The following is an 18367-nucleotide window of genomic DNA, read 5'->3' as shown; positions in this document are numbered from 1 at the left end:
CAAATGCTTGTTATCTACCTGATGACTGTAACTATCAAAGGATCGTGACTATGAAAAAGAAGAAAATTCGCTCGTTCAAGCTGCAACGCGTCAAGCCGGAGCAATTAACGGATCGGTTGTTGCTTGCCAACTTATATTTAACACAAGGATTAACGTTACTTGTTGGACTGATCTGGATCTGGGCGCAGGGACGCAATCCATTGACGTTATTGAAATTACCGACGGACTTGAATTTTGTATGGTGGGGATTAGGACTGGCGGCGGCGATGCTGGTAGTTGATCTATTTCTCTCCAGAGTAGTGCCGGATAACAGCATGGACGATGGCGGAATCAACGAGATGATTTTCAAACATCGACCGATCTGGCATATTGTGATCATCACGCTGATCGTCGGCATTTGCGAAGAATTATTGTTTCGTGGTGCGCTGCAATATGCGTTCGGACCATACTGGACGAGCATTATTTTTGCGGCGATTCATTTTCGTTATTTAAAACATTGGATTCCGACCGGCTGGGTGTTTGTCAGTAGCTATGCTCTTGGGTATATTTATATTGAATCCGGTACATTATGGGCACCAATTTTATGTCATTTTATGATTGACCTGATATCCGGTCTGATTATTTCGTTGCGGAGGGAAAAATGAGCGAACGTCTAAGCCGGTTGAAACGTTATGGTAGTAATCGGGATGAAGGGTTACTTACAAGTGGACGCATTAAAATGCCTGGAGGTCGCAGCAAGCGATCATCGCGCACAGTGAGACAGGCAGCTTACCAGCCTGCACTGGCTGATGGGCAAGTGCTGGAACAGGATGTTGATGGGGAAGAGGGAGAAGATGAGGATAAGGAATATGCGCCTCGCAGCACGATCTATCCATCACGCAAAATCAAGCTTGCTAAGTTTTTCTATGGTTATCTGATCTTTATGTTTGTCGTATTGACCAGCATGCTGCTCTGGTGGGGCTTCCAATTGTCCGGCTTTACGCTGACATGGAGCTGGTTCAAGCAATTGATTACGTAAATGGATCACCAAAAAGCAGCTTCGGTATACTCATCCGAAGCTGCTCTTTGTACGTAGTTATATGATAAGCGCATTAGCGCATTTCAGGCTCGATGCTGTTGGGATCGACGAATGTGTAGCCTTTTTGCTCCAATTTGGTAAGCAGGCGATCCAGTGCTTCCACGGTCCACGGTAACTCGTGCATCAGAATGATGCTGCCGGAATGCAGCTGATCCATGACGTTAGTAATGACCGCATCCGGGTCTTTCAGGTTTACCCAATCTAGTGATCCGACCGACCAGTTCATATACAGCATATGATGCTTATCTGCGAGTGCATGCACTGTATCGTTAGTAGCCCCGTTTGGAGCGCGCAGGAAGCGCGGTGATTCATTAATCGTATCTTCGATCAGCTTCTGCGTGTCCTCGATTTGTTGCGTAACCTTCGCTTTGGATTCATTTTTGAGTACGATATGATCCTGCGTATGGTTACCGATAATACCGCCGCGGTCATGAATCAGTTTCAGCAATTCAGGATGAGTTTTGATCCGATAGCCATTGACGAAAAAGATCGCCTTGGCGTTATGCTTGTCCAGCGTATCCATCATGCTGTTGATCATTTCCTTTTCTTTCGGTCCATCGTCAAATGTCAGCAAAACGACTTTTTTCGGCGTTTCCTTGGATTCTTCATTCGGAATGATATTGTAGTTTTTGTCCATATGATAGGTGTACGTAGCAGGTGCTTCTGCTTGATCATCGGTTGTGGATTCACTTCCAGATGTTTCACCGGTTGCTGACGTTCCCGTTGCTGGAGTGGTGCTTTCCTCATTGGATGGGGCAGTCTCGCCAGTTGTCGGTGTGGTTGTCTCGCCGCTGCCTGAGCTGTTCTCTGTGTTGGTGGTAGCAGAAGGATTGCTGCCCGATGATGTGTTAGCTGCCGTATTGTTTGCTCCCTGACTGCTGCATGCAGACAGCAGAAGCACGGATAGTAGCAGGCAGGCTGCTGTTTTGTTTTTCATGAATGTCACACTCTTTTCCCTATGTATTGTATAGCAAAACGCATATGTAAATTAAACCCATAACATACAGCAAAAATCAATCACATTTCGTAACTTTTGCATATCCGGGCATACACCGCATTTTATTAACCTTGCTGCGGCGCGGCTGAATCATTTTTTGCTGAATTTGCGCTGTGATGCAGCAATTCGTAATAGTACGTTTTATTGCGTGCATTTACGGATAATAAATGGTAACATAGTGAATATAGCATTGCTATATTTATCATCAAATGAATAGGGAATAGATGACCGGTCAGCTGACTGGATCATAACCTATGTTTTTAAGGGGGATCCTATCATGAAAATAGAAAGATTGAGCTCAGACAAAATACGGATTTTCCTTACGTTTGACGATCTAACTGAGCGCGGGATTCAAAAGGAAGATATGTGGCAGGAGATTCCAAAAGTACATGATCTGTTCACAGAGATGATGGACCAGGCTTATACGGAGCTTGGATTTGACGCTACCGGTCCGCTGGCAGTGGAAGTATTTGCACTTCCTGCACAGGGTATGGTAGTTATCGTTACTCGCGGTAAATACGATCAGCATCTGGGCACGATGAGCGAAGATGATCTGGCGGATGAGATATACGAAATGGAAGTCACATTGGAGGAAACCGATTTTATCGCGTATTCCTTTAAGGATTTTGAAACGTTGATCGAAGCGGCACATACATTATCGCAAAATGTGACCGAAGCCGGTCGATTGTACCACTATAAGGATCAATGGGTATTCACATTGGATCCGGCAGAGGTGGACATGTCCAAACATGCCGCTCTGATCGCGGTACTGGCCGAATTCGGAGATGCAACATCATTGACGGAAGCTGTGCTGGATGAATACGGCAAGGTTGTTATGCCGGAACATGCCATCCAGACGATCTGCGAGCATTTCCAGCGCAATGATTGATTAAGATGAGGCATCCGGGTAGTCCTTCATTCTAAATAGTCAGAACCGGCCGGAAGGAGTTCCTGTTGATCCATTGCAGATCATGATTTGTCTGCCGGTCGTCGGGCTATTTTAATGAGGGGGTATACGGGTGTCTTTATTTTCACTCTTAATGGCGGCAATTGCTCCAGGCATTGCGCTGTTGACTTATTTTTACCTGAAGGACAAATACGACACTGAGCCGCTCCATCTAGTTGCCCGCTTTTTTGTATTCGGGATTGCGATTGTGTTTCCGATTATGATTATTCAACGGGGGCTGATGTTTGGCCTTGGTGATAATCCGTATGTATATTCGTTTGTCATCTCCTCTGGCGTGGAGGAAACGGTAAAATGGTTTATTTTGTATCACATTCTGTACAATCATACTGAGTTCGATGAACCGTATGATAGTATCGTATATGCTGTGGCGATTGGGCTTGGTTTTGCAACGCTGGAAAATGTACTGTACGCATTGTACAATTCCATGTCGATTGTATCGCTGCTTGGACGCGGATTGCTGCCGGTTTCCGGTCATGCGCTGTTCGGTGTTATTATGGGATATTATATGGGCAAAGCCAAATTCAGTATGAACGCGCGCAAGCGTCGCTGGTTTGTCATTTGTTCGGTGCTGCTGCCGGTATTCTGGCACGGTGTGTACGATTTCATCTTAAACACGGTGACTCAAGGCTGGTTATGGTATATTGTACCGTTGATGCTATTCCTATGGTACGGCGGCATGCTCAAGATTGCTCGCGCCAACAGCCGTTCGCCGCTGCGCTTTGTCAAACGTGAGGAAGAAATGAATACGTAAATACAGGTAAGACGGATTTCGCAGTCGGCTATGCGGCCGATGTTGGCGAAGTCCGTTTTTTATATCGTTATTGATTATAGGAGGTGCAGAAGATGGATTGGAAACAGGCAGAGCATCTGTGTTTGGAATTTGGTACAGGTGAAGCAGGAGATGCGAGTGATATTTATACAGCGGATATGACGCTGGTAGACGACGAATACATACATACAGGACCACTATTGGGCGCAGATGGTCATGGGAAAGTACTGGAAGCTGGTCAGTTAATTAGCGGTTACATTATATTGAAAGATGATACCCGGTACTATTTTGACAGCGAAATCGTCTCGCATGATGTCGCGCAACAGCAAACGGTGTTGCGACGTCCAGATGAGCAAGAACTAACCGAGACGCGTAGCCGCAAATATTTACGCGTGCGTGCACAGCTGGAACTGGCAGTAAAATGGAACAATCAGCGCTTCACTGCTTTGACAATGGAAATCAGTGCAGGGGGACTCGTATTCGTACCGGAAGCGGGATTGCAAATTCAGCGCGGCGATGCACTAGAATGCTGGCTATTAATTCAGATGAAAAATGGCGCTATCGAGCATGTGCCGCTGGAAGCAATCGTATTGTCTACAAATGGAGCGACTGGTGACGGGAGACGTTGTAAAATTGAATATACGGCAATTGCTTCGGCTGATCAGCAAAAGTTGATCCGTTACTGCTTTGAACGACAGTTCGACTTCCGCACGTAACGAGCCGCTGGACGCTTTTGCATGTTGGTATGGACTGTGTTATAATTTGCTTGACGCAGGCCATGCCTGTTTTTTTATTGAGTTGGAGTATGAAGGTCGAGGGGGAGTTCCGATTGGAACGCCAGGATTTGCACAACAGTGGGAACATCAACATTGCGATTGATGGACCTGCCGGCGCGGGGAAGAGCACAATTGCCCGTATGGTTGCCCGGCATCTTGGTTATGTATATGTAGATACCGGAGCGATGTACCGTGCCGTTACATGGCATATGCTTCAATTAAATATTGAACCTGAAAATGCCGAAAAGGTGCTTCAAGAAGCACAAAATCTGGTGATTGAATTAATACCTGATGAGCAGGGACAGCGCGTGCTGGTCAACCAGACCGATGTAACGACTGAAATCCGCACACTGGCTGTAAATCGCATCGTCTCGCGTTATGCGCAGATTGAAGGCGTACGCATTTTGCAGGCTGCCGTACAGCGCAAGCTTGCTTTGCGTAAAGGCGTAGTTATGGATGGACGCGACATTGGATCGCATGTGTTGCCGGATGCTGAATTGAAGATTTTCATGACAGCAACGGTACAGGAGCGTGCAAGACGCCGCTTTGCGGAGATGGACGCTTCCGAGAGCATTACGCTGGAACAGCTTGAACGCGAAATCGCGGAACGGGACCGGTTGGATGAACAACGCGAATTCTCGCCGCTGGTATGTGCCGAAGATGCGATTGTACTTGATACCACATCAATGTCGATTGATGAAGTATCCAACCGCATACTAGAGCTTGCTCATACTACGCTGGCAGGGAGACATTAGACGATGTTCTATTCATTTGCTCGTGCTGTGATTCGTTTTGTTTACAGGTTATTGTTCCGTATCCAGAAGGTCGGAACCGAGAACATTCCCGCTGAAGGCGGTGTGTTGTTATGTTCCAACCATATTAGTAATCTGGATCCACCGCTCGTGGGGATTCTAATCAAACGCCATATCCGTTTTATGGCAAAAGAAGAGCTGTTTGCTTTGCCAGTGCTTGGACCGATTCTTCCCAAGCTTGGTGCTTTTCCAGTCAAACGTGGAGGCATCAGCAAAGATTCGATTCGCACAGCGCTTAACGTGTTACGCGATGGCGGGATACTTGGTATTTTTCCGGAAGGCACACGTAATTCGCAGGCGCAGGTTGCCAAGAAAGGTGCCGCGGTTTTTGCTTTGCGAAGTGATGCAGTCGTTATTCCGGTTGCCATTATCGGTCAGTACAAATTATTTGGCAAAATGAAAGTTGTCTACGGTACGCCGGTCGATCTGACTGCTTACAAAGGTAAAGACGCAACAGGCACAGCCGAGGAAGCAACAGACAAGATTATGGCTGCCATTAATCAGCTAAAACAGCAACATCAATCATAATAATGTGTTTTGAACTACGCCATCGTGCGAGTTTAAATAAATGGGATTTGAATTGAGGAGGGTATTGACATGTCGGAAGAAAATAATAACCAGGAAACTACCGAAGTTACTAACCAGGAGGCACTGGAGCAAGTGGTGTCTGTAAACAAAGGTGACACGGTTACCGGAACAATCGTCAAAATCGAAGACAATCAAGCTTACGTAAGTATTGGATATAAATATGACGGTATTATTCCGGTTCGTGAACTTTCTTCGGTACACGTAGACAGCGCTGCGGAAGCAGTAGAAGTCGGTCAAGAAGTAGAGTGCAAGGTTGTCAGCATCAACGACGACAAAGAAAGCCTCGTTCTGTCCAAACGTGCAATCGACAGCGAAAACGCTTGGGAAACACTGGAACAGCGTTTTGAAGCTGGCGAAGTATTCGAAGTTACCGTATCCGATGTAGTAAAAGGCGGACTGGTAGCAGATGTAGGCGCTCGTGGATTCATTCCTGCATCCATGGTAGAACGTCATTTTGTTGAAGATTTCAGTGATTACAAAGGCCGCACATTGCGCGTCAAAGTAAAAGAACTGGATCGCGAAAACAACAAAGTGATTCTGTCCCAAAAAGATGTTCTGGAAGCAGAATACGAGTCCAACAAACAATCCATCATGGAGAACCTGCAAGAAGGTCAAGAGCTGACAGGTACAGTACAACGCCTGACTCAGTTCGGTGCATTCGTTGACGTAGGCGGCGTGGACGGTCTGGTTCACGTATCCGAAATCGCATGGACTCATGTGGACAAACCAGCTGACGTCCTGTCCGAAGGCGACGAAGTAAAAGTAAAAGTACTTCGCGTTGATCCGGAAAAAGGCAAAATCAGCCTGAGTATCAAAGCAGCTCAACCAGGTCCTTGGGAAACTGCTGCTGACAAATTCCACACTGGCGATGTTGTAACAGGCGAAGTAAAACGCCTCGTTAACTTCGGTGCATTCGTGGAAATCGCTCCAGGTGTAGAAGGTCTGGTTCACATTTCCCAGATCTCCCACAAACACATCGGTACTCCGCAAGAAGTACTGGAAGAAGGACAAACAGTTACAGTGAAAGTATTGGACGTAAACCCTTCCGAAAAACGTGTAAGCCTGAGCATCAAAGAAACTGAGGAAGCTCCAGCTGACGAGCCAAAAGCTCCACGCGAAAGCAAATCCAGAGCGCCTAAACAAGAAGAACTGAACAACCCTAACGTATCCCTGAGCAATCAAGGTATGAACGTTACTCTGGGCGACCTGTTCGGCGACAAACTGAGCAAATTTAAGTGATCAAGAGCAAGCGCCCTCCTTGCTCGGTGTAAACCGGAACGCTTCAACCGGTTTACCACGCTTTTAGCAAGGGATCTCTTTGCTCGCCGTAAACCGAAACGCTTCAATTCGGTTTACCAAAGTCTTAGCAAGCGCCTTTCTTCTTAACCGTAAACCAAAGCACTTCAATCTGGTTTACTAAGTTTCAAGCAAGCGATCTCCTTGCTAAACTTCAGAGAAACATCATCACCTTCATTTCATCGCAACCATCTGCATGTTTCATGCCAGATGGTTTGCCTTTGAATGCAAAATGATGCCTGTTCTCTCTGAATCACACCTCATATATCGGGCTCACCGTATTGCCATTTTGTAACACTTGGCGCTGCGGAATGTCCAACAGCATAATCGGCGAATCCGAAAGTGGATTCGCCGATTATTGCTTTTATTGGTACTTTTCGTGATCAAATCATTATAATTGTTAGCCAATGGTAGCGTTTTTTGCTATGATGGTTAACGGAAAGAAAGAACAGGAGGAATAAAACCTATGGCAAGACCCGTAGTGGCAATCGTTGGCCGTCCCAATGTAGGGAAATCAACGATATTCAACCGGATGATCGGAGACCGGTTGGCAATTGTAGAAGACAAACCGGGGATTACCCGTGACCGGATATATGGTACATCCGAATGGAACGGCAAAGCATTCAGTGTTATCGATACTGGTGGTATCGAAGTAGATGGCGAAGACACCATGCTGAAATCGATCCGTATGCAAGCCGAACTTGCGATTGAAGAAGCGGATGTCATCGTATTTATGTGTGATGTGAAAAGTGGCTTGACGCAATCCGATGAAGAAGTGGCACAAATTTTGTACCGCTCTGGTAAACCAGTGATTGTGGCTGTCAACAAAGTGGATAACATGAATCGGATGAACGATATTTATGAGTTTTATAATGTAGGTTTTGGCGATCCAATCGGTATTTCCGGTAGTCATGGTAGCGGTGTAGGCGATCTGATGGATGAGATCGTGAACAAACTGCCTGAGCTGGAAGACGATGGTTATGATGAGGACGTTATTCGCGTCGCATTGATCGGTCGTCCGAATGTAGGGAAATCATCGCTCGTCAACGCTATTCTTGGCGAAGAACGCGTTATTGTCAGCAATGTAGCTGGAACTACACGCGACGCGATTGATACGCCATTTGAAAAAGACGGTCAGCGTTATGTACTGATTGATACCGCTGGTATGCGCAAACGTGGTAAAGTGTACGAAAATACTGAAAAATACAGTGTGATGCGTGCAATGAAAGCAATCGAGCGTGCAGACGTTGTACTGATGGTAATCAACGGCGAAGAAGGTATTATTGATCAGGACAAGCACGTTGCCGGTTATGCACACGAAGCAGGGAAAGCAGCTTTGATCGTTGTTAATAAATGGGATGTGGTGGAGAAGGACGACAAAACGATGCAACGTTTTGAGACGACAATCCGCGATCACTTCCTTTATATGCAGTATGCACCAATCGTATTCTTGTCAGCATTGACCAAGCAGCGTATTCACAAGCTGCTGCCGGTTGTGAAGCAGGCTGCCGAGCAGCATTCCCTGCGTATTCCGACGCATCTGTTGAACGATGTTGTATCGGACGCGGTTGCAATCAATCCGCCGCCAACCGACAAAGGCAAGCGTCTGCGCATCAACTATGTGACTCAGGTAGCCGTAAAGCCACCAACCATCATCGTATTCGTGAACGAGCCGGAAATGATGCACTTTTCCTATGAACGTTATTTGGAAAACAAAATCCGTGCTGCCTTCGACTTTACAGGTACACCGATTCGTATCTTTACCCGCCGCAAATCATCGGACGATTAAGGAGAGAAGCACGTGATCTTATCAGTGTTGGCTATCATTATCAGTTATTTGCTCGGTTCGATCAGTTTCAGTGTGCTGATCGCCAAAAGTATCAAAGGCATCGATATTCGTGATCATGGTAGTGGCAATGCGGGTGCAACGAATACGCTGCGCGTGCTGGGCAAAGGCCCGGCGATTGCCGTCTTGCTGCTAGATGCGATCAAAGGTATTGTTGCAGTCTGGATCGGTGTCTGGCTGAGTGCTACACCGGATTTCTGGATTCCGGCATTGTGCGGATTGGCTGCGATTCTGGGGCATAACTGGCCGATCTATTTTAACTTTCGTGGTGGTAAAGGTATTGCTACTACGATCGGTGTACTGGCAACCTTATGTATTGTACCGACGCTGATTGCTGGTGTTGTGGCAATTCTATCGATTGTATTCACCCGTTATGTATCGCTCGGTTCGTTGATCCTTGTTACATTGACGCCGATTTTGCTGCTCATTATGGGCTATACGGCACCGATTGTAATCGTCAGTATTGTGATCTGGGCACTGGGCGTTTGGCGTCACCGGGCCAATGTAGGCCGGATCATCAAAGGCACCGAAAGCAAAATCGGAGCCAAAGCGGACAAGGGAGGAAGCAAAGTTGTCTGATAAGGTGACTGTTCTAGTAGCTGGAAGCTGGGGAACCGCGCTTGCCTGTGTACTGGCGGACAACGGATTTCACGTATCGCTGTGGGCACGTACGCCTGAGCAAGCCGCAGAAATCAACAATCTTCACCGCAATAGCCGGTATTTGCCGGACGCTGAATTGCCAACGTCCATCGTAGCGACTTCCAATTTGGAAGAAGCAATGAGAGATACGGCAGCTGTTATCATCGTGGCACCGTCCAAAGCGATGCGTGATGTATGTCAGCAGATGAAACCTTTTTACCATGAAGATATGCTGTGCGTGCATGCGACCAAAGGATTTGAAACAGGCTCGTTAAAACGAATGTCCACCGTCATTAGTGAAGAACTGAATATGAAGGAAGACGATGTTGTCGTTTTATCTGGTCCAAGTCATGCCGAAGAGGTAGTCAAGCGTATGCCGACAACGGTCGTGGTTGCAGCTGCCAATGAAAAAGCAGCGGTTGCCGCACAGATGTTGTTTATGAACGAAGACTATTTCCGCGTATATACGAATCGGGATACCATTGGCGTAGAACTCGCAGGTGCACTGAAAAATATTATCGCACTTGGTGCTGGTCTATCGGATGGACTCGGTTTTGGCGACAATGCCAAAGCTGCATTGTTAACCCGTGGCATCGCTGAGATGGTGCGTGTAGGCAGTGAAATGGGTGCCAATCCGCTGACCTTTGCTGGACTGGCTGGCATCGGTGACCTGGTTGTTACCGGTACGAGCAAGCACAGCCGTAACTGGCGTGCCGGCTATATGCTTGGTCAGGGCAAGACGCTAGATGAGGTTATGGACTCAATGAACATGGTGGTAGAAGGTGTACGCAGCACGCAGGCGGCACATGATATGTCTCGTCGGCATAATGTGCAGATGCCAATCGCTGAGCAACTGTATCGCGTATTGTTTGAACAGGCAGATCCGCGTACAGCGGTGGAAGCGCTCATGGGTCGTGACCCGAAAAATGAAATGGAATCGATGAAGCTAGAAACCTGGAGGCAGTGGCATTCTTGATGCTGCTTCCTTTTGTCATACCCGGAAGGAGTGAAGTGAGTGGCAAAGCATAGTCAGACCTTACAATTGCAGCCGGAATTGCAACGCACGCTACATCAGCTTGCTGCCGTGATCGGTAGTTCTGCAACACCATTGCCATGGCTGCTTGGTGGTAGCTGTGGATTGTTATTGCAAGGTGTTCAGCTGGAACGTTCACCACGCGATATTGATCTGTATGCAGATGGACCTGCGATCTCCGGGCTGGATGAACAGCTACGGCATTCCTTTGCTCTATTGGATGGACCGGAACTCAACGAAACGCGTATGTATCGCTCTACGCTCAGTCATTACCAGGGAGAGGATTGTGCCATCGAACTGGTCGGTGACTTTGAAGTGCGTGCGCGTGAATCTTATTACCGTGTTCATGTAGATCGGACGCTCTACACGGCGGCGGCAATAGTGGAGCTGAATGGGCATACTGTTCGTCTGATGCCGCTAGAGCATGAACTGATCTTTAATCTGCTGCGTGATCGTGCGGATCGGTATGAAGCAATCGCTGAGCAGTTACGCCAACAACCGGAGCGCCATGAACCATTATTGCGTCAGTTGATCGACCATAATGGATTTCATCCGCAACTGATGCAGCGTATTCTTCGGCTGGCTGGATTGCAGGCTTGAATATGAATAAAATAAGCAAAATCAATGTACAATTGCTGCCATCCGGGCGTTCGATACAGGTTAGTGCAGGTACGACCGTGTTACAGGCGCTTCGTCGGGCAGGAGTATCGTTACCGGTTCGCTGTGATGGACGAGCAGCATGTTTGATGTGTAAAGTGCATGTTCAGCCGGGAGAGCAAGACACTGGCGATGGATTATGTGCACCGAATGCAGCGGAACAGCGCAAGCTGGGCAGTCAGTTGCAGGAAGGGATACGACTGGGGTGTCAGGCGAGAATTGAAGCGCCAGCTATTATCACAGTGCCAGAAGATCGGCTCAAAGCAGCGATTCGTAGACAGCTAGAGCAACAGGACGATGATTTGAGCGATTGGTAGATAAAAAACAGGTAAAATGCTTGAAATTCAAAGATGGCTGTATTACTATAGTTTTGTTCTGTTTGCCGCAGTTTGTGGCAGACTGATCAACTGTACAAATCCGCACCGTTTACACATATTTTCGTATTCACGAAAACTACAGTAGCTTGTGGATACACGCATACTTGCTCAGGAGGTGACAACTATGAACAAGACAGATCTGATCGCACAGGTGATTGAAAAAACCGAGCTGCAAAAGAAAGATGCAACAAAAGCAGTTGATGCTGTTTTTGAAGCTATTGCAAGCGCGCTGCAAAGCGGTGATAAAGTGCAACTGGTTGGTTTTGGTAACTTTGAAGTTCGTGAGCGTTCTGCCCGTAAAGGTCGCAACCCACAAACTGGTGAAGAAATCGAAATCGCTGCCAGCAAAATCCCGGCTTTCAAGCCTGGTAAAGCCTTGAAAGATGGAATTAAATAAGTTGTACATATTCCATGTTCAGGAAAAAGACCGTGATCAGGTTTGATCACGGTCTTTTCGCGTTTACGTAGTGTAGAATAACGACGGGGTTTACGAATTGCTGAACCAGCCTGTATGATAGGATGGTGTACATATACGTACAGATGAATCCCGCCGTCGGCGGAAGGAGGAACATAATGCAACCATCCAATGACAACAATTATGTGAATAGCGAATATGTAGTGATCAAGGCAAAAGACAATGGCGTGCAGGTGATCGGCTTGACTCGAGGTCGCGATACACGTTTTCATCATACTGAGAAGCTGGACAAGGGTGAAGTGCTGATCGTTCAATTTACTGAGAATACATCCGCCATCAAAATCCGTGGCGATGCTGAAGTGCAAACGAAGCATGGCATAATGCATACAGATTAACTGATTCGCCGCTTGAATCCGCTTGTATGTATGATATGGGTGGAATTGGATGCGGCTATCATATCTGACGTTTTCTCAATCTAATATTTAGTATACCGGTCGTTCATCGTCTAACATGCTACAGGCATACGGCGAATAAGCGTACCGGTATTTTGTATGGGAACGGTTGAAAATAATGATTTTTGTGTAAAAAGTAACATATTACGATCTGAGGTAGATGACAACAATCAAATCCTATATCGCCCTGTCTTGTGATGACAACATATGATATAATGAACTGAAGTGGTTTAAATCTGAAGTATTGTGTATTTCAGGTTTGTGAAAATATAGACTTGCCTGGATAAGGCGCGGAGGCTGAAATGAGACCGTATCGCTTGTTGGAAACATCCCAAAAATATACCGAATACGATATGATTCAAAAGCATACAGAGGTAGCCGGATTTCCGGATGTCCGTGCCCACTTGTTACACCTGTTTTTAAGTGAGGCAGGCAGCAATCATTTGCAAACACATGCGGACCAACTGTTTCCACTGGTGACGGGTCTAGTACAGATGGCATTGGATACACATGATATGATCGATACGTCGCCTGCTCATCAGCAGGAGGAACAGATGAGATCACGTCAATTGAACGTACTGGCAGGCGATTATTTCAGTAGCCGTTTTTATGAGTTGCTAGCTAAAGCAGGCGAGATTCAGATGGTATCGCGTTTAAGCGAAGCGATTTGTGAGAACAATCGATTAAAAATGAATCTGTACGAGCAATCTCAGCGCGGCACATTGACAGTGGAACAATATATGGAAGCAAGCATACAGCTGAAGATGCAGCTGTTTCTTTCGTTTACGCCCTATATTGCTGAGGAGCAGCGTCAGCTGTGGGAGCAGTTATTATATTTGTTTAGTCGCTGCGAATTGCTGGCAAACGAGCTGAATCCCGGTAGCGCAGAGCAACCATTCGGTCATTTCCGCTTGTATGATGCGCTTGAACAAGCGCCGGAGCGTCGGAATGAATTATACAGTGAGCCACAACAAAGTCCTCGCTGGCAGGAATGGGATGCACTCTATGATACAACTGCACGATTGGAGAAACTGCTCGGACATGCACTGGCAGCGATCGGTGAACGTTTACAGCAAAGTGATCACGATGTATTGCAAACGGAAATATCCGGTCTAACCGGCAGCTATACCAAGCTTGTTCATCAGGTGTGAGATCATCAGAAGAGGTGAAGAAATAATGAGCAAACCGGAAAGTGCCAAACCCAAAGAACAGTTCGTACAATCGGTATTTGAATCGATTGCACCGAAATACGATATGATGAATGATGTGCTCAGTTTCCGTATGCACAAAACATGGCGCAAATTTACTATGAAAAAAATGAATGTGCAGCAGGGCGATTCTGCACTGGACGTATGTTGTGGAACATGTGATTGGACACTCAGTATCGCTGAAGCAAGCAAAACAGGCAAAATTTACGGACTGGATTTTAGCCCGAATATGCTCAGCGTCGGTCAAACGAAAATTGACCGCGATGGCTGGCAGGATAATATTACACTGACACAGGGTAATGCGATGGATTTACCTTTTGAGGACAATTCGTTCGATTATGCAACGATTGGCTTTGGTCTACGCAATGTGCCAGATCTGGAAAAGACACTGCGTGAAATGCAGCGTGTCGTCAAACCGGGTGGCATGGTCGTATGTCTGGAATTGTCCAAACCAACGTGGCAGCCGTTCAAAGGCATCTATTATTTCTATTTTCAAAATTTGCTGCCGCTAATGGGACGCCTTGTCGCCAAGCGGTATGAGCAGTATAAATGGTTGCCGGATTCGCTAAAAGCTTTCCCGGGGCGCTCTGAGCTTGCGGGTGTATTCAACCAGATTGGTTTGCAGCAGGTGCAGGCGTATCCGCTGACTGGCGGAATTGCCGCACTTCATATTGGAATCAAGGAGAAGTAGGATGTTTAAGAAAATTAAAATTTTTCTCGAAATGATTAAAGTTGAGCATACATTATTTGCATTGCCGTTTGCTTTTATGGGTGCGATGCTCGGCTCTTATGTAGTATTTGGACATCTGCCGACATGGCAACAGGTAGTATGGATTCTAGTTGCTATGGTCGGCGCACGCAGCGCGGCGATGGGGCTGAATCGCCTGATCGACCGTACGTTTGATGGCAAAAACCCGCGCACGATGATGCGTGCCATTCCGGCAGGACTGCTGCGCTCCGGCGAAGTGGTTATTTTTATCGTGATCTCGCTCGTTGTATTCTTCTGGGCAGTGACCGAATTGTCTCCGCTAGCATTGCGTTTATTGCCGATTGCTGTCTTTATGCTCATCTTCTATTCGTTCACGAAACGCTTTACATGGTTATGCCATGTGGTACTGGGCATGACGATTGCACTCGCGCCACTAGGTGGCTGGGTTGCGGTGACCGGTACAGTTACTTGGACGGCAATTGTGTTCTTCGTTGCGATTACGTTCTGGACAGCAGGGTTTGATGTTATTTATGCGTGTGACGACGAAGAGTTTGACCGCAAAGAAGGGCTGCATTCCATTCCAAGTCGATTCGGCATTCCGCGTGCATTAAAAATTGCGCAGGGCTTCCACGTTATTACGGCGATCGGTCTGATCAGTCTGTTCTTTATCGCGCATCTGGGCTTATGGTATGCCGCGGGTGTTGTTATTGCGTGTGCGATTTTGTTCTATCAACATTATATTGTAAAACCAAAAGATTTGAGCCGCCTGCAAACGGCGTTCTTCACGATGAATGGTGCACTCAGCATCATCATGTTTGCATTCACGCTTATTGATCTGGCGGTGAAACAATGGCTGTAAACGACGAACATTCATCTCCGCTATCTGCCCCGGTTGTTACTGGGACGGATGGCGTGCCTTCAGCCAATGCCGGTCAGCGTTATGTGATCGGCATTACTGGTGCTAGCGGCTCGATATACGGCATTCGTCTGACTGAAGTCTTGCTGTCGCTCAGTTATAGTGTACATCTGGTTATCTCCAATGCAGGCTGGCGTGTATTGAAGGAAGAAATGGATTGGTCGGCTTCTGGACGTGACGAGATGCTGTCGCAGCATTTCGGTCATCTGCCGGGTAAGCTCGTATACCATTCCTTTTCAGATATTGGTGCTTCTATTGCAAGCGGCTCGTTCCGGGTGAAAGCGATGATTATCATTCCGTGCTCTATGGGCACGCTGGCGAATATTGCTGGCGGCATGTCCACCAATCTGATGACCCGCGCGGCAGACGTTATGATTAAAGAGGAGCGCAAACTGGTTATAGTTCCAAGAGAAACACCGCTGCATGCGATCCATTTGGAAAATATGCTGAAGCTGGCGCGTTTGGGAGTCAGCATCGTTCCGGCTATGCCGGCTTTTTATTATCGCCCCAAAACACTGCAAGATGCGGTTGACTTCATGGTTGGCAAAGTGCTCGATCTGCTCGGGATCGATCACGATTTATTTGAACGATGGGGGAATGACCGTGACGAAGTTTGAATTGCCGATCCAAATCGGTAAAATTGAATATACGAACGACTGGCCGATCTATCAGCATTTCCAACCGGAGCAGCTGTCGGTATCGGCCGTTATTCATAGTGATCTGCCTGCCAATCTGAATCGCGGACTGCTGGAAGATACGTTGTATATCACACCAGTATCCTCTTTCGCTTACGGAACGCGTTCGCAGGACTTCTGGTTGTTGCCGGATCTGTCGGTCAGTGCTCAGAATGCGGTCGGATCAATTCTTCTGTTTTCCAGAAAACCGGTGGCAGAGCTGGGAAATGGAACGATTGCGCTGACAAACACTTCGGCAACATCTGTGAATTTGCTGAAGATCATTTTACAAAAACGATATGGGTTTGCGCCTGAATATGTATCGATGAATCCGAATCTGGATGAGATGATGGAAGCCTGCGATGCGGCATTGCTGATTGGTGATCATGCGATTGAAGCAGCGCGTCATGATAGCGGCTATATTGTGACTGATCTAGGTCGCGAATGGAAATCGTGGACAGGGCACAGCATGACGTTTGCCGTATGGGCAGTGAATAAGCAATTTGCGGCGGTATATCCGGAGCTGGTGACCGAGATTGCCTCTGGTCTGCGAAGTAGCAAACAGCAAAGTTTGCACAATCTCGAACCTGTCATTGCCGAAGCACAGCGCAAAATGGGTGGCGAGCATGACTACTGGGAACATTATTTCCGCCAGTTGTGGTATGATTTTGGTACACAGGAACAGCAGGGACTGGCGCTGTACTTCCGTTACGCGTATGAACTTGGCCTGCTGAACCATGAAGTGCACATGGAATTATGGACTGACAATACGATGACACGGGTGAACGAATGAAACTACTGGATATTTTCGGGACACTAAAAAAAGACATGAACGTCATTGAACGAGAACTGAGCCGCAGCATTGATACTGATCATGCGCTGCTGAATGAGGCTTCACTACATTTGTTAAAAGCGGGAGGAAAGCGGCTTCGTCCCGCTTTTGTGCTGCTTGGCGGTAAATACGGCACCTATGATCTGGAAAAGCTCAGTAATGTTGCTGTACCGCTGGAGCTGATCCATATGGCATCTCTGGTGCATGACGATGTGATCGACGACGCGGAAACTCGTCGCGGTCAACTGACGGTCAAATCAAAATGGGACAATCGGATCGCTATGTATACTGGCGATTATATTTATGCCAAAGCGCTAGTTATCGTCGCCCGGTTGCAAAACCCGGAGATTCACCGCGTACTTGCCAAAGCGATGGTGCAGATGTCGATCGGTGAAATGGAGCAAATCCGCGACTTCTTCAACACGGAGCAAACGATCCGTCGTTATTTGCTTCGCATTCGCCGCAAAACGGCATTGCTGATTGCAATTAGCTGTCAACTCGGTGGGCTTGCTGCCGATGCACCAGCTGCACATACGCGCCAACTGTATCGATATGGCTACAACGTAGGCATGGCTTTTCAAATCCGTGACGACGTACTCGACTTGTGCGGTACGGAGAAACAAATCGGCAAACCACCAGGCAGCGACCTGCGTCAGGGCAATATCACCCTGCCAGTACTGATGGCACTTCAAGAACAGGAACTAAACCAGCCTCTGCTCTCCGAAATCCGCCGCATCCACGAAGCCGACGGTCAAACCGATGTGAAGACAGCCGTAAACATGATCAAAAATAGCCAAGGCATCGAGCGTGCCGAACAACTAGCCGACCGCTATATTCAAAAAGCAATGGATGCCCTACAACAACTACCAGAAGGCAAAACCCGTAAGCACCTACAAGAAATCGCTCACTTCGTAGCCAAGCGCTCCCACTAATCCCCAATCTTGCAAACAGCAAGCAACCGGATAAAAAGAGCCATAAAGCGACAAGAGTAACTACAAAAAAGCACCCCCCCAAACCAGCCCTGAACCCTCAGCGCTGGTTTTTTTAACTAACAACTACTCAAAACTACGCAATTCCCCAAGATTCACCTTTATTAATAAAAGCAACAATAGAGATATCATTCGATTAGCAGGAAACAACTCTATAACCACAAAAAAAAGCCATCAAAACACACCATCCTCATAAATAATCCACCAAACACTCCAAACGTTCTAAACGCCTAAACACCCTAACTGCTCTAAATGCCTTAACTGCTCTAACTGCTCTAACTGCCCTAAATATCTTAAACGCCCTTGACCTTCCCTGCTACCCACCCACTCGTGAGAG

The 18367-nt window shown here is 47.2% G+C and carries 22 protein-coding genes; 21 read left to right on the top strand and 1 reads right to left on the bottom strand.

The features are described from left to right. Window positions 1-50: 50 nt before the first annotated feature. On the top strand, window positions 51-644 hold the full coding sequence (locus tag ACE3MZ_RS14935) for a CPBP family intramembrane glutamic endopeptidase (protein ID WP_411342945.1): 594 nt from the start codon (window positions 51-53) through the stop codon (window positions 642-644). After that, complete coding sequence (locus tag ACE3MZ_RS14930) at window positions 641-1018, top strand: hypothetical protein (protein WP_411342944.1); 378 nt, start codon at window positions 641-643, stop codon at window positions 1016-1018. The genes ACE3MZ_RS14935 and ACE3MZ_RS14930 overlap by 4 nt, the downstream gene beginning before the upstream one ends. A 73-nt stretch (window positions 1019-1091) precedes the next feature. Here ACE3MZ_RS14930 and ACE3MZ_RS14925 read toward each other — a convergent pair whose 3' ends face one another. Beyond that, window positions 1092-2015 carry a polysaccharide deacetylase family protein gene (locus ACE3MZ_RS14925; RefSeq protein WP_411342943.1) on the bottom strand — a complete coding sequence of 308 codons (924 nt, stop codon included), beginning with the start codon at window positions 2013-2015 and terminating at the stop codon, window positions 1092-1094. A gap of 337 nt (window positions 2016-2352) precedes the next feature. Here ACE3MZ_RS14925 and ACE3MZ_RS14920 point away from each other — a divergent pair, with 337 nt between their 5' ends. The 19 genes from ACE3MZ_RS14920 to ACE3MZ_RS14830 all read left to right on the top strand — a co-directional run bounded on the left by ACE3MZ_RS14920 (window position 2353) and on the right by ACE3MZ_RS14830 (window position 17973). Continuing rightward, window positions 2353-2964, top strand: a complete 612-nt coding sequence (locus tag ACE3MZ_RS14920) for a genetic competence negative regulator (RefSeq protein WP_411342942.1) — start codon at window positions 2353-2355, stop codon at window positions 2962-2964. Between the two features lie 130 nt (window positions 2965-3094). Beyond that, window positions 3095-3793, top strand: coding sequence for a glutamic-type intramembrane protease PrsW (gene prsW, locus ACE3MZ_RS14915; RefSeq protein WP_411342941.1), 699 nt, complete (start codon window positions 3095-3097; stop codon window positions 3791-3793). A 92-nt stretch (window positions 3794-3885) separates the two neighbouring features. After that, on the top strand, window positions 3886-4527 hold the full coding sequence (locus ACE3MZ_RS14910; RefSeq protein WP_411342940.1) for a flagellar brake protein: 642 nt from the start codon (window positions 3886-3888) through the stop codon (window positions 4525-4527). Window positions 4528-4640: 113 nt separating this feature from the next. After that, complete coding sequence (gene cmk / locus ACE3MZ_RS14905; RefSeq protein WP_411342939.1) at window positions 4641-5342, top strand: (d)CMP kinase; 702 nt, start codon at window positions 4641-4643, stop codon at window positions 5340-5342. A gap of 3 nt (window positions 5343-5345) precedes the next feature. Continuing rightward, entirely contained in the window at window positions 5346-5927 is a 582-nt protein-coding gene (locus tag ACE3MZ_RS14900; protein WP_411342938.1) for a lysophospholipid acyltransferase family protein, read from the top strand. A gap of 69 nt (window positions 5928-5996) precedes the next feature. Continuing rightward, window positions 5997-7226 carry a 30S ribosomal protein S1 gene (gene rpsA / locus ACE3MZ_RS14895; protein ID WP_411342937.1) on the top strand — a complete coding sequence of 410 codons (1230 nt, stop codon included), beginning with the start codon at window positions 5997-5999 and terminating at the stop codon, window positions 7224-7226. Between the two features lie 523 nt (window positions 7227-7749). Beyond that, window positions 7750-9072 (top strand): ribosome biogenesis GTPase Der, encoded by a 1323-nt coding sequence (gene der / locus ACE3MZ_RS14890; protein WP_411342936.1) that lies wholly within the window; start codon window positions 7750-7752, stop codon window positions 9070-9072. Window positions 9073-9084: 12 nt separating this feature from the next. Next, the gene (gene plsY / locus ACE3MZ_RS14885) at window positions 9085-9708 is read left to right on the top strand and encodes a glycerol-3-phosphate 1-O-acyltransferase PlsY (protein WP_411342935.1); all 624 of its coding nucleotides are present in this window, start codon (window positions 9085-9087) and stop codon (window positions 9706-9708) included. Continuing rightward, complete coding sequence (locus ACE3MZ_RS14880; RefSeq protein ID WP_411342934.1) at window positions 9701-10744, top strand: NAD(P)H-dependent glycerol-3-phosphate dehydrogenase; 1044 nt, start codon at window positions 9701-9703, stop codon at window positions 10742-10744. The genes plsY and ACE3MZ_RS14880 overlap by 8 nt, the downstream gene beginning before the upstream one ends. Window positions 10745-10783: 39 nt before the next feature. Continuing rightward, window positions 10784-11401 carry a hypothetical protein gene (locus tag ACE3MZ_RS14875; RefSeq protein ID WP_411342933.1) on the top strand — a complete coding sequence of 206 codons (618 nt, stop codon included), beginning with the start codon at window positions 10784-10786 and terminating at the stop codon, window positions 11399-11401. Window positions 11402-11403: 2 nt separating this feature from the next. Continuing rightward, complete coding sequence (locus ACE3MZ_RS14870) at window positions 11404-11775, top strand: 2Fe-2S iron-sulfur cluster-binding protein (RefSeq protein ID WP_411342932.1); 372 nt, start codon at window positions 11404-11406, stop codon at window positions 11773-11775. 184 nt (window positions 11776-11959) lie between these two features. After that, window positions 11960-12232, top strand: a complete 273-nt coding sequence (locus ACE3MZ_RS14865; RefSeq protein WP_367059316.1) for an HU family DNA-binding protein — start codon at window positions 11960-11962, stop codon at window positions 12230-12232. A gap of 176 nt (window positions 12233-12408) precedes the next feature. Further along, window positions 12409-12645 (top strand): trp RNA-binding attenuation protein MtrB, encoded by a 237-nt coding sequence (gene mtrB, locus ACE3MZ_RS14860; protein WP_411342931.1) that lies wholly within the window; start codon window positions 12409-12411, stop codon window positions 12643-12645. Window positions 12646-13004: 359 nt separating this feature from the next. Then, a complete protein-coding gene (locus ACE3MZ_RS14855; RefSeq protein WP_411342930.1) occupies window positions 13005-13853 on the top strand; it encodes a heptaprenyl diphosphate synthase component 1 in 849 nt (282 codons plus the stop codon). A gap of 25 nt (window positions 13854-13878) precedes the next feature. Continuing rightward, window positions 13879-14601: a demethylmenaquinone methyltransferase gene (locus ACE3MZ_RS14850; RefSeq protein WP_411342929.1), complete on the top strand. Its 723-nt coding sequence runs from the start codon at window positions 13879-13881 to the stop codon at window positions 14599-14601. Between the two features lies 1 nt (window position 14602). After that, window positions 14603-15478, top strand: coding sequence for a UbiA-like polyprenyltransferase (locus tag ACE3MZ_RS14845; protein ID WP_411342928.1), 876 nt, complete (start codon window positions 14603-14605; stop codon window positions 15476-15478). Further along, window positions 15469-16152, top strand: a complete 684-nt coding sequence (locus ACE3MZ_RS14840) for a UbiX family flavin prenyltransferase (RefSeq protein ID WP_411342927.1) — start codon at window positions 15469-15471, stop codon at window positions 16150-16152. The genes ACE3MZ_RS14845 and ACE3MZ_RS14840 overlap by 10 nt, the downstream gene beginning before the upstream one ends. Continuing rightward, entirely contained in the window at window positions 16139-17002 is an 864-nt protein-coding gene (locus ACE3MZ_RS14835; RefSeq protein WP_411342926.1) for a menaquinone biosynthesis protein, read from the top strand. The genes ACE3MZ_RS14840 and ACE3MZ_RS14835 overlap by 14 nt, the downstream gene beginning before the upstream one ends. Further along, the gene (locus ACE3MZ_RS14830; RefSeq protein WP_411342925.1) at window positions 16999-17973 is read left to right on the top strand and encodes a polyprenyl synthetase family protein; all 975 of its coding nucleotides are present in this window, start codon (window positions 16999-17001) and stop codon (window positions 17971-17973) included. The genes ACE3MZ_RS14835 and ACE3MZ_RS14830 overlap by 4 nt, the downstream gene beginning before the upstream one ends. Window positions 17974-18367 lie beyond the last annotated feature (394 nt).

Source organism: Paenibacillus sp. WLX1005 (genome assembly GCF_046603685.1).
Classification (GTDB): Bacteria; Bacillota; Bacilli; order Paenibacillales; family Paenibacillaceae; genus Saccharibacillus.
This window is presented reverse-complemented; position numbering and strand designations above follow the sequence as displayed.

Excerpts from the sequence above, each read along its gene's own strand:
- ACE3MZ_RS14935 (WP_411342945.1), top strand. The coding sequence starts at position 51 with ATGAAAAAGAAGAAAATTCGCTCGTTCAAGCTGCAACGCGTCAAGCCG.
- ACE3MZ_RS14930 (WP_411342944.1), top strand. The coding sequence starts at position 641 with ATGAGCGAACGTCTAAGCCGGTTGAAACGTTATGGTAGTAATCGGGAT.
- ACE3MZ_RS14925 (WP_411342943.1), bottom strand. The coding sequence starts at position 2,015 with ATGAAAAACAAAACAGCAGCCTGCCTGCTACTATCCGTGCTTCTGCTG.
- ACE3MZ_RS14920 (WP_411342942.1), top strand. The coding sequence starts at position 2,353 with ATGAAAATAGAAAGATTGAGCTCAGACAAAATACGGATTTTCCTTACG.
- ACE3MZ_RS14910 (WP_411342940.1), top strand. The coding sequence starts at position 3,886 with ATGGATTGGAAACAGGCAGAGCATCTGTGTTTGGAATTTGGTACAGGT.
- ACE3MZ_RS14900 (WP_411342938.1), top strand. The coding sequence starts at position 5,346 with ATGTTCTATTCATTTGCTCGTGCTGTGATTCGTTTTGTTTACAGGTTA.
- rpsA (WP_411342937.1), top strand. The coding sequence starts at position 5,997 with ATGTCGGAAGAAAATAATAACCAGGAAACTACCGAAGTTACTAACCAG.
- der (WP_411342936.1), top strand. The coding sequence starts at position 7,750 with ATGGCAAGACCCGTAGTGGCAATCGTTGGCCGTCCCAATGTAGGGAAA.
- ACE3MZ_RS14870 (WP_411342932.1), top strand. The coding sequence starts at position 11,404 with ATGAATAAAATAAGCAAAATCAATGTACAATTGCTGCCATCCGGGCGT.
- ACE3MZ_RS14865 (WP_367059316.1), top strand. The coding sequence starts at position 11,960 with ATGAACAAGACAGATCTGATCGCACAGGTGATTGAAAAAACCGAGCTG.
- mtrB (WP_411342931.1), top strand. The coding sequence starts at position 12,409 with ATGCAACCATCCAATGACAACAATTATGTGAATAGCGAATATGTAGTG.
- ACE3MZ_RS14855 (WP_411342930.1), top strand. The coding sequence starts at position 13,005 with ATGAGACCGTATCGCTTGTTGGAAACATCCCAAAAATATACCGAATAC.
- ACE3MZ_RS14850 (WP_411342929.1), top strand. The coding sequence starts at position 13,879 with ATGAGCAAACCGGAAAGTGCCAAACCCAAAGAACAGTTCGTACAATCG.
- ACE3MZ_RS14845 (WP_411342928.1), top strand. The coding sequence starts at position 14,603 with ATGTTTAAGAAAATTAAAATTTTTCTCGAAATGATTAAAGTTGAGCAT.
- ACE3MZ_RS14840 (WP_411342927.1), top strand. The coding sequence starts at position 15,469 with ATGGCTGTAAACGACGAACATTCATCTCCGCTATCTGCCCCGGTTGTT.
- ACE3MZ_RS14830 (WP_411342925.1), top strand. The coding sequence starts at position 16,999 with ATGAAACTACTGGATATTTTCGGGACACTAAAAAAAGACATGAACGTC.